This is a genomic window from Leptolyngbya sp. AN02str, assembly GCF_050565595.1.
Taxonomy (GTDB): Bacteria; Cyanobacteriota; Cyanobacteriia; order Elainellales; family Elainellaceae; genus Kaiparowitsia.
In genome coordinates this window covers 1-9,495 of sequence record NZ_JBNXVR010000078.1, presented here as the reverse complement: position 1 = coordinate 9,495, position 9,495 = coordinate 1, and the positions used below count along the sequence as shown (strand labels likewise).

9 protein-coding genes and 1 pseudogene are annotated in these 9,495 nt (G+C 50.8%); 6 read left to right on the top strand and 4 right to left on the bottom strand.

Annotation, left to right across the window (positions count from 1 at the left end; genetic code table 11):
* Positions 1–127: pseudogene (locus ACQ4M4_RS28510) on the top strand (photosystem II q(b) protein); the annotation flags it as partial.
* Between the two features lie 164 nt (positions 128–291).
* On the opposite strand, the gene ACQ4M4_RS28505 reads toward ACQ4M4_RS28510, so the two are convergent.
* Positions 292–414: a hypothetical protein gene (locus ACQ4M4_RS28505; protein WP_430687853.1), complete on the bottom strand. Its 123-nt coding sequence runs from the start codon at positions 412–414 to the stop codon at positions 292–294.
* A gap of 28 nt (positions 415–442) precedes the next feature.
* Here ACQ4M4_RS28505 and ACQ4M4_RS28500 point away from each other — a divergent pair, with 28 nt between their 5' ends.
* Positions 443–1,654, top strand: coding sequence for an MFS transporter (locus ACQ4M4_RS28500; RefSeq protein WP_430687852.1), 1,212 nt, complete (start codon positions 443–445; stop codon positions 1,652–1,654).
* Between the two features lie 362 nt (positions 1,655–2,016).
* Here ACQ4M4_RS28500 and psaC read toward each other — a convergent pair whose 3' ends face one another.
* Positions 2,017–2,262, bottom strand: a complete 246-nt coding sequence (gene psaC / locus ACQ4M4_RS28495; protein ID WP_430687851.1) for a photosystem I iron-sulfur center protein PsaC — start codon at positions 2,260–2,262, stop codon at positions 2,017–2,019.
* 815 nt (positions 2,263–3,077) lie between these two features.
* Here psaC and ACQ4M4_RS28490 point away from each other — a divergent pair.
* Positions 3,078–3,422, top strand: coding sequence for a BON domain-containing protein (locus tag ACQ4M4_RS28490; protein ID WP_430687850.1), 345 nt, complete (start codon positions 3,078–3,080; stop codon positions 3,420–3,422).
* A gap of 253 nt (positions 3,423–3,675) precedes the next feature.
* Here the strand turns inward: ACQ4M4_RS28490 and ACQ4M4_RS28485 are convergent, their stop codons facing one another.
* Complete coding sequence (locus ACQ4M4_RS28485; protein WP_430687849.1) at positions 3,676–3,852, bottom strand: hypothetical protein; 177 nt, start codon at positions 3,850–3,852, stop codon at positions 3,676–3,678.
* Between ACQ4M4_RS28485 and ACQ4M4_RS28480 the strand changes: the two genes are divergently transcribed.
* On the top strand, positions 3,851–5,626 hold the full coding sequence (locus ACQ4M4_RS28480; protein ID WP_430687848.1) for a DUF3352 domain-containing protein: 1,776 nt from the start codon (positions 3,851–3,853) through the stop codon (positions 5,624–5,626). The two genes, ACQ4M4_RS28485 and ACQ4M4_RS28480, sit on opposite strands and share 2 nt — an antisense overlap.
* Positions 5,627–6,053: 427 nt before the next feature.
* On the opposite strand, the gene ACQ4M4_RS28475 is transcribed toward ACQ4M4_RS28480, so the two are convergent.
* Positions 6,054–6,287 carry a photosystem II protein, Psb35-related gene (locus tag ACQ4M4_RS28475; protein WP_430687847.1) on the bottom strand — a complete coding sequence of 78 codons (234 nt, stop codon included), beginning with the start codon at positions 6,285–6,287 and terminating at the stop codon, positions 6,054–6,056.
* Positions 6,288–6,727: 440 nt separating this feature from the next.
* Here ACQ4M4_RS28475 and serA point away from each other — a divergent pair, with 440 nt between their 5' ends.
* Positions 6,728–8,314 carry a phosphoglycerate dehydrogenase gene (gene serA, locus ACQ4M4_RS28470; RefSeq protein WP_430687846.1) on the top strand — a complete coding sequence of 529 codons (1,587 nt, stop codon included), beginning with the start codon at positions 6,728–6,730 and terminating at the stop codon, positions 8,312–8,314.
* Between the two features lie 62 nt (positions 8,315–8,376).
* Positions 8,377–9,273, top strand: coding sequence for a 50S ribosomal protein L11 methyltransferase (gene prmA / locus ACQ4M4_RS28465; RefSeq protein WP_430687845.1), 897 nt, complete (start codon positions 8,377–8,379; stop codon positions 9,271–9,273).
* Positions 9,274–9,495 lie beyond the last annotated feature (222 nt).

Below are 9,495 nucleotides of genomic sequence, written 5' to 3'. Positions count from 1 at the left end.
CATTTTGAACCGTGCCAACCTGGGTATGGAAGTGATGCACGAGCGCAATGCTCACAACTTCCCCTTGGATTTGGCTGCTGGCGAAGCTGCACCTGTGGCTTTGACTGCTCCTTCCATCAACGGTTAATTCGGTTGAGCGAAGTTATTTGCTAGCTCTTAGCTAGCGCTTGAGCCTCCTCCCTTTGGGAGGGGGTTTTTTGTTTGTCTATGCTCTTGCTTGTAGGGCTCTGCTACGCAGGTTTTGATTGGTTTGCAACCATCGCACCTCTATCCATTCATTCCTTTGGGGTTTTACCACCCGTAAGAACCGCTGGGGTGGATAGTGAGCTTTTGCATTGTGTTTCCCGGGTGGCCGCGATCGCCATAGGACAGTTCCAGGGATGGTCTACGGCGATCACTGAGGCGAACGTTCATCTCCTATGGTGATGATGAGCACCCTGTCATGCTCTGGGTTAGAGGAGTGATTACGAAACGAGTATCTGCAACAGTTGATCGTGAACGGCTGATCCAATTTGCTTTATTGCTAATTGCAGGTTGTTTAACCACCATGACCGGAGGATTGGTATCGCCTGTCTTTCCTGAAATGGTTCAAGAACTCCAGCTCGATCCTCGATGGGCTGGAACGTTAGTTAGTATTCATGCGCTGACCAGCGCTCTGGCGACTCCGGTCATGGGCCTGCTGGCCGATCGCATTGGCAAGCTAAAAGTGATGTTGCCCTGCTTGCTGCTGTACGCCGTATTTGGAATTTCAACAACGTTTTTGACGAACTTTCAGGCGTTGGTTGCCTCAAGGGCGTTGTTGGGAATTGCGAGTGGCGGTGTAGCGGCGGCAACAATTGGCTTTTTGGGCAGCATGTACGAGGGAGAAGAGCGATCGCGCATTTTGGGTTTAGCCACCAGCGCCATGACAACCGCTGCAATCATGTTTCCCCTAATTGGTGGCAGGGTTGGCAATGTGGAATGGCGTCATGCCTACTATCTTTATGCCATCTCGATTCCGGTGGCGATCGCCAGCCTGTTCATGTTTCGCAACCAACCAAAGCGAACGTCTTCTCTGCTCGATACCCAGCAAAAAGGCGATTTAGTGAACGTCATCCGTCAGCCAGAAGTGTTGCGACTGTATCTATTAATTGGTGCCGCAGCAACGGTGGTGTACGCCATTGTGATCTACACACCGCTCTATCTCAAAGCTGCGATTGGGGCAGATCCAGAACTGAACGGCATGATTTTGGCAATTCGGGCGGTGGGCGCTGCGATGACATCGGCCCTTGCTGCAAGCTGGCTCGCAAAACAATTAGGCGAAAAACGCGCGATCGCCCTTGGGTTTAGCCTTATGGCCGTCACGATTTTACTCATCCCGTTTCTAACCCAGTTAACGTTTATTGTGCCAACTGCAATTCTATTTGGAATTGGCTTTGGTGTAGTAACTCCAAACTTGTACAACGCCTTGGCCAGCCAAACGCCTGCTCAGTTTCGCACCACAGTTTTAGGGTTAGGAACTGGATTTAATTCCTTGGGACAGTTCATTTGTCCGCTCTTGCTAGGCCCGGTGTGGAAGTACGGCGATTTAACCTATGTGTTTGTTGCGGCGACTGCAATTGCTGCGATCGCCAGCTTGCTGAGCCTCACCCAATTTCAGAAACCACAGATTTAGCATCGATCCCTCTCATCATTGAGCCGTTGAATTCATGTAGTCCCTGCATCAGGTCGTACCGTAGACCTCATCCATAAAGCGTCGTGCAGTTTTGCTGCACGACGCTTTATGCTTGCCAAAAAATTGCCCCTGCATCAGGGCAGTTCTAGGTTAAGAGCTTTTCTAAGGGATGCGTGCTGCACAGGTACAAATGAGAGCTTTGGCCTATCTACAACTGCCGTTATCAGCAAGGTTCCCAAAAACACCCTCTGCCCCACAATCTAGCGATCGCCATCGCAAAGAAGCAAGGATAAAAAATAAAAAAGGAGGGAAAGCTCCCTCCACCATATAAACCAAGGTTAAATCAGCAACCAAGGAGAACTCTAGTAAGCCAGACCCATGCTTCGGGTGGTCTCAGCACCAAGATAAACTCGAATGCTGAGGAAGTCGGTTGGGCAGGCGGTTTCACAGCGCTTGCAACCCACACAATCTTCGGTGCGAGGAGAAGATGCAATTTGACCGGCCTTGCAACCGTCCCAAGGAACCATTTCAAGCACGTCTGTGGGGCATGCACGAACGCACTGGGTGCAGCCGATGCATGTATCGTAGATTTTGACTACATGAGACATTGATATAAAGGCTCCAAACTATCAAGTGCCATTGGCTTACCACTTGTGGCAACCGAGTAAGGATGCCAGTAGCTTACCAAATCAAGTTGTCTTTCAATCGAAACCTAGTGTACAGCAGGGTTTCAACCGGATTATGAAAAACCTCTAAAAACTTTAAAGAACGTAATATCGATGCATTAACGGCTTTTGCTTGAGTCTCCAAACCTGTAGAAATCACGGCCATTTGAGTTCATTTTTGCTACAGAGGCAAGCTCAGTCTAGAGGTCTAAACTTGTTTACAAAGCTTCGCAAACTGATATGCATTGGGTTCAGTGGCGGGTTTGTGGAAGCATCATTGTTCGTTGTTACCCGGTGCGATCGCGCATGTTTTCATCCCCATTTCTTGGGTTCACCCAATGGTTCACCATGAAATTTATCCAGACTTGTTATTGACATACCGTAGGGCTTCATTCAGTCGTAAATGTTGTGAAGAACACATCCAGTTGTCTTTCCGTTGTGTGGTTAACCGGATTGATTTCCTTTACAAGAGCAACGAATAAATATTCATTAAGGTATGTCAAATCTATACCGATATGCATATTGCAAAAGTGCGAATCCCCTATCGTTTGGAGATTTTACAAGAGCAGCTTCAGCCCGCTGAATTCCACAAAAAGTAAGGAAAAAATAAGGCTTCCTGCGATTTTCTTCGATGAAACGGAAGTGAATCTTAAATTAGCCCCACGATGTATTGAAATTTTATAAAAAGCGCCTCATATTCTACAGAAAGCCCCCTTTTGGGACGCGTTTTTAATTCAGAATTTTGGAGAATCATAACCATGGGTTGGTTAGATAGACTGTTCCCCGGAAGTAAAAAGAAAGCAGACACCACTCCTGCTGCTGCCACGAAGTCTGCTCCAGCAGAGGCTAGTGTTCCCCCTGAGCGGGTTGGTTTGGATGGTGAATACGATGAGAGTGGTTTGGCCAAGCGCGTTGCCCTTGCGTTTGACAATGATTCCACGCTCGATGATTTGGGTCGCCTATGGGTTGCCCAAACGGGTAGCAAAGTGGTGCTCAAAGGTGAGGTTCCCTCCAAGGATTACCTTGACAAGGCAATTAGCGTGGCTCGAAAAGTAGACGGAGCAACGGAAGTGGACGCCGCTCAGGTTACCATTACTGGCTAAGCCTAAACCTAGGTTGATTTTGGATGAACCTAGTTGAATTGATTGACCCATCGCTGTCGGGAGTTTTGTAGCTCAGGTTGGTCAAGCCTGTCCACAGTGATGGTTGCAGTGAATGGACTTTTCTCGGTGAAGCAGCTGTGTATTGGATCTTTATGGATCTTCTTGTACATGGCTGCTTCACTGTTTTAATTTGGTGACCTAGAAAAGCCCCCAGGATGAAGCTACATATTCCAATTTGGCACGTTTGAGAAACTCACTTCACCAGAAATTTGCTCCACCGAGTTTCGTCAGCGATCGCTGCTCCGGTTTTCGCGGTCGGTGCTGCATTGCAACCATGGCACGCTTCATCCATCGAGAAATTCTCCGTGTCGCGTCCATCCGGTACTACACTAAATTGTTGGCAAGGGTTGTGCTGTGTTGGGTTAGTCATGAAGCTTCGCTCATTCTTTTTGGCGTTGGCAGGTGCGGTGCTGGTTTTGTTGGGAATTAGCGCGGGTGGATTCTACTGGCTCGCAGCGCAAAGCCCGTTGAATTTATTGGATGGGGGAAAGCTGTCGAGCCCAGCGGCAGCCATGTTTGTGCCCAAGCAAGCTCCGGTGCTGGTGTCGCTGTTGGTTGATCCCGATGATTTGGAGGCGTTTCGGGTGGCGATCGCCCCACCCGAGAAGCGTCGCCAGGCCCGAGAAGAACTGGCCCAGATCAAGGCCAGTTTGCTCAGCGATCGCGGCTTGAATTATGAAACAGATATTCAACCCTGGTTAGGCGATGAGGTCACCTTGGCTGTTACGGCCCTAGATGTCGATCGAGACAGAAGCAACGGCCAGCAACCCGGATATCTATTGGCCCTGGAAACGAAAAATGGCGATCGCGCTCGGGAGTTTTTGCAGCTATTTTGGCAAAAGCGGGCGATCGCAGGGTTTGATTTAGTTTTTGAGCAATATGCTGGGGTGAAGCTAATTTACGGTCAGCGCAGCCAACTTCCCGCACTCGATTTTCCCCTGCGCAAGCGTGCTGCCTCCACTTCAGTAGGAGACTCCACGTCCAATGATCGCCCGATTACAGCACTGGCAACTGCCGTGGTGGGCGATCGCTTTGTGCTGTTTGCCAACTCACCCAAAGTATTACGAGAAGCCATCAATAACGTGCAAGCACCAGGCTTAAGCTTGAGCAGCAGCAAGCGATATCAACAAGCAGTGCAACAATTGTCGTCCAATAGGGTTGGCTTCTCATTTGCCAATGTGCCTCAGCTCGCACAGTGGCTCAACCAACCCAAACTGGGTCAGGCATCCACTCAAGCCAGCGCCACCTCATCAATTGAGCAAATGGTGGTGGGCCTAGTGCTGAATCGCCAAGGAGTATTAGCGGACACCGTAATTTTGGCCTCCAAAGATGCACCCTTTACGCCATCCAAGCCCGCCCTGAGCGAGCCAGTGAGTGCCTTGCAGTACTTACCAGCAAAAATTCCGTTTGCCGCATCTGGCCAAAATTTGGCAGCCCTATGGCAACAGCTATCAACAGCGCTAACCGGATATGAGGGGATCGCATCCCTTGTACATCAGCCTGCCAAAGCATTGGAGCAAGAGTGGGGCGTTCCGCTTTCGGCAGAATTGGTAGATTGGGTTGAGCGCGAGTTTGCGCTGGCGCTGTTGCCGTCAGGTTCTGCCACCGATTGGGTCTTTGTGGCAGAAAAAACACCCACAACCCAGACTGCGATCGCCAAGCTAGATGCGATCGCCCAAAAGCAAGGGTTGAGCATTGGTCCAGTCACGATTGGCGAGCAAAAAACCTACGCGTGGACTCAGCTTGTCACAGGCGAGACAACTCGTCGCCAGCGAAATCGACAAAGCTCCGACACAATCCAGGCTGAGGTGCGCGGCGTACACACATCGGCTGGCAAGTACGAAATTTTTTCAACGTCGGTTGAGGCAATGAGCTTGGCACTCAACAACCGAGCCAACTTACTGAACCAAGCAGATTTTCAGCAGGCGATCGCCCCGCTCGATTCCAACAACAACGGCTATCTCTATCTTGATTGGCCAACACTCAAGCCCACCCTCGAAGCGCAATTGCCCATTTTGCAATTGACCGAGCTAGCCGCCAAACCCTTCTTTGACCATGTGCGATCGCTCACCATCAGTAGCTATGGCGGCGATCGCACAGTCCAGCGAGGCGGATTGTTTATTCGTCTATCGAACGAAAGTTAGTTGGACGAAGGTTAGTCAGGCGAAAGTTAGAGAGATGCTAACGTACACGACGAACCAACGACAAACTTTTACCGTCCTGTTGTTGGCTTCTAACTGCAAGACCTGTGTGTAATCCAGGGACTCCCCGATTTTGGGAACAGATTAAAGCAGTTGGGAAATGTTTTAGGGAAAACGTCGTCACCCATCTCCTCAAATAATTCAGGTCCAAGTAATTCAGGCCCAAGCAATTTAGGCAAATAATTCAGGCCCGAATAATTCAAGGTTTGCACAACGTATGTAAGCTCTGGGGCAGTTGAAGCGATCGCGCAAGCATAAAAAACTCCTCCACAAATGCAGAGGAGATAGCTCTCTAGGCTCAAATTTCAGGTTGAAAAGTATCCTTAACACGGCAGACGAGGTTGCGCTGCTGCCGCTCACCCAATCTCACTTATCGGTTGGGCAGCAAACCGCTGGTGTAGGCATCGGAAACCACAAAGGCAGGGACTCTCTGATTGTGGTCGATGTCGCCACCCGTAACAGACTTTGCCAAAGCTTCAAACTCTTCGGAGCGCCAGTTCCGTTCGTGAATAGGCTTGGACTGCTCTCCCCGGAAATATGCCTGAGTACCAATCACGGCAACAGCAACCCATCCAATAACAAACAGAGCGATTAGAAATGCCATGACGGCCTCCTGTAAATTTTTGTATCAATCTGTAAACAAATATAACAATAAATTGCAGGGTTTGGTGAGATGCGGTAAGCCGAACTGAATGGGTGGGGTAGACCGTAAAATCTTTTCGTCTTTCGAAATGGCGATCGCCCCTTTGCAGTAGAATGACGTTTTGTGACGATCCTCAATCGCAACGGTTTCCATCGCAACTGAGGAATGCGAGACCTCTAAACCGCTGGCTGGCTTGAGTGTTAGCCCAGCTTCAAAGAGTCATCGCTTTGGTATTGGTTTCATCTGCGGTCATTCGGGTGGTTTTCCTGTATCAGCCTCAGAATGCGTTGCTATCTGACCGTCGTATTTGACAGTCGGCAGATGCTAATTCCCAGTCATAGTCTGTATTTGGTTCCATATCCTGTTGTTGAGCGTCTTCAATATAGAAGCATCCTTCCACCATGCCCAAGGTTCTTGTTTCCGATCCGATTGACCAAGTTGGAATTGACATCCTTTCCCAGGTCGCTCAAGTTGATGTCAAAACGGGGCTGACTCCCGAGCAACTGGTGCAAGTTATTCCCGAATACGACGCCCTGATGATTCGCTCGGGGACCCGAGTCACTGCCGAAATTATTGACGCTGGCAAGCAGCTCAAAATCATTGGTCGCGCTGGCGTTGGGGTTGATAATGTCGATGTTCCGGCGGCAACTCGTCGTGGCATCTTGGTGGTCAACTCTCCCGAGGGCAACACCATCGCAGCGGCAGAGCATGCCCTTGCCATGATGCTGTCGCTTTCTCGCCACATTCCTGCCGCTAACCAATCGGTCAAGGCCAGCAAATGGGAGCGGGGCAAGTTCTTAGGCGTGGAGGTTTACAAAAAAACGCTCGGTATTGTTGGATTGGGCAAAATCGGGTCTCATGTCGCGACGGTTGCCCGCGCCATGGGCATGCGCCTGTTGGCCTACGATCCATTCCTGTCGAGCGAGCGGGCTGAGCAGTTGGGCTGCCATCTTGTGGATTTGGATTTGCTGCTGCGGGAGGCAGACTATATCACGTTGCACCTTCCCCGCACACCCGAAACTCAGCACTTAATCAATGCTGAGTCATTGAAAAAAATGAAACCCACGGCACGCATCATCAACTGTGCACGCGGTGGCATTATCGACGAACAAGCCCTAGCCGATGCTCTCAAAGCAGGAACCATTGCTGGAGCCGCTTTGGATGTGTTTGAATCTGAGCCGTTGGGAGAGTCACCGCTGCGGGAGTTAGAAAAGGAAGCAATTTTAACTCCTCACTTGGGCGCATCAACCGAAGAAGCTCAGGTGAATGTGGCGATCGATGTTGCAGAGCAAATTCGGGATGTGCTGTTAGGGCTACCAGCGCGCTCGGCGGTGAACATTCCTGGGTTGCGGCCCGATGTGTTGGAAAAGCTGCGGCCCTATCTCCAGCTAGCGGAAACCTTAGGCAACTTGGTGAGCCAGCTCACGGGCGGGCGTGTGGAAACCTTCAATGTTCGCTTGCAGGGCGAGGTTGCCAACAATGACAGTCAACCAATTGTGGTAGCAGCACTGAAGGGCTTGCTCTCTCATGCGTTGCAAGAGCGAGTGAACTACGTGAACGCTAGCATTGAAGCAAAGGAACGCGGCATTCGCGTGACCGAAACGCGGGATACCAACGTGGTGGATTACACTGGGTCGCTGCGGCTATCGGCTCGTGGCCCCAAGGGCGAACACTCCGTTACCGGAGCGCTACTAGGCGATAGCGAAATTCGCATCACCACGATTGATGACTTTCCCATCAACGTTCCGCCGAGTGGCCACATGCTGTTTACGCTGCACCGCGATATGCCAGGCATTATCGGGAAGATTGGCTCGCTGCTGGGTAGCTTTAATGTCAACATTGCCAGCATGCAGGTGGGCCGACGAATTGTGCGCGGTGATGCGGTGATGGTTTTGAGCCTAGATGATCCCCTGCCGGAGGGCATCTTAAATGAAATCTTGCAGGTTCCCGGTATTCGCGATGCCTATACGGTGACACTGTCTGCATAGGCTCTACGTCGGCAAATATTGTGTGCGATCGCCATTGATTGGCATAAGCGAGGTCTAAAACATTGGCGAATAGCTGGTGGGAAATCCAAGTGCTGTGTGATGCCGCTGCCGAGGACATTGTCTTCTGGCGGCTGGCCGACTTTGGAGCCAAGGGGACATCGAACGAGGTTCGGGGTTCGGGGTTGCTGGTGCGGGCCTATGTGCCTCAGGTGCAAACGCAGTCCCTTGACCTGGCTGCGCTGGCGCTGTTGCTGAAGCAAGATGCGCTGTGTGCCGGTCTATCGACTCCAGCGGTGCAGTGGCAGTTGATTGATGAAGAAGATTGGTCAAGTAGCTGGAAACAGCACTGGAAGCCAGAAGAAATTGGCGATCGCTTCCTCATTAATCCTGCATGGTTACCCATGCCCGAACAGAGCGAGCGGTTGGTCCTGCGGCTCGATCCGGGAGTGGCATTTGGTACGGGCAACCACGCCACAACCCAACTGTGTTTGGAATCGTTGGAAATGCGGTTAGGCGATCCAGTCGAAGCCGCACCTCTCATCGTTGCAGACATTGGCTGTGGAACTGGCATTTTGGCCATTGGCGCTGTTATGTTGGGGGCAAAGGTGGCCTATGGGGTAGATACTGACCCCCTGGCCGTTACAGCAACCGCTGTGAGCCGAGAACTCAACCAAATTGCCCCCGAACGACTGATTGTCGCGGAGGGCAGTATTGAAGCCTTGCAAGCCATGATTCCAGAACCAGTTGATGGCTTTGTGTGCAATATTTTGGCGGAGGTGATTGTAGACCTCGTTCCCAAAATGGGGGCGATCGCCAAACCCCATGCCTGGGGAATCCTGAGTGGAATTTTGCTAGAGCAGGTCAAACCTGTTGCCGACACCTTAGAAGATAACGGTTGGGATGTCGCAACCCTGTGGCGAAAAGGAGAATGGTGTTGCCTCAACATTCGGCGCTCCTAACCTTTCGCTAAATTCCAAGCTGAATTGATGGGTGTGAATTCATGCAGCCCTTGGTTAGCTCAAGCCACAGCACTTGATCTACCAAGGGCTTTTCTAAAACCTGAGTTATGGATAAGAAAGGGAGGGACTGGATAAGCTGAGCTTTAAGAGAAACATCAGCAGAGCCCCTCCTATGACTAGTTTAGAAGAAGTGTTTTGTGACATCGACGACTTTTGCCAACG

Excerpts from the sequence above, each read along its gene's own strand:
- ACQ4M4_RS28475 (WP_430687847.1), bottom strand. The coding sequence starts at position 6,287 with ATGGCATTTCTAATCGCTCTGTTTGTTATTGGATGGGTTGCTGTTGCC.
- ACQ4M4_RS28500 (WP_430687852.1), top strand. The coding sequence starts at position 443 with ATGCTCTGGGTTAGAGGAGTGATTACGAAACGAGTATCTGCAACAGTT.
- ACQ4M4_RS28485 (WP_430687849.1), bottom strand. The coding sequence starts at position 3,852 with ATGACTAACCCAACACAGCACAACCCTTGCCAACAATTTAGTGTAGTA.
- psaC (WP_430687851.1), bottom strand. The coding sequence starts at position 2,262 with ATGTCTCATGTAGTCAAAATCTACGATACATGCATCGGCTGCACCCAG.
- ACQ4M4_RS28505 (WP_430687853.1), bottom strand. The coding sequence starts at position 414 with ATGAACGTTCGCCTCAGTGATCGCCGTAGACCATCCCTGGAACTGTCC.
- ACQ4M4_RS28480 (WP_430687848.1), top strand. The coding sequence starts at position 3,851 with ATGAAGCTTCGCTCATTCTTTTTGGCGTTGGCAGGTGCGGTGCTGGTT.
- serA (WP_430687846.1), top strand. The coding sequence starts at position 6,728 with ATGCCCAAGGTTCTTGTTTCCGATCCGATTGACCAAGTTGGAATTGAC.
- ACQ4M4_RS28490 (WP_430687850.1), top strand. The coding sequence starts at position 3,078 with ATGGGTTGGTTAGATAGACTGTTCCCCGGAAGTAAAAAGAAAGCAGAC.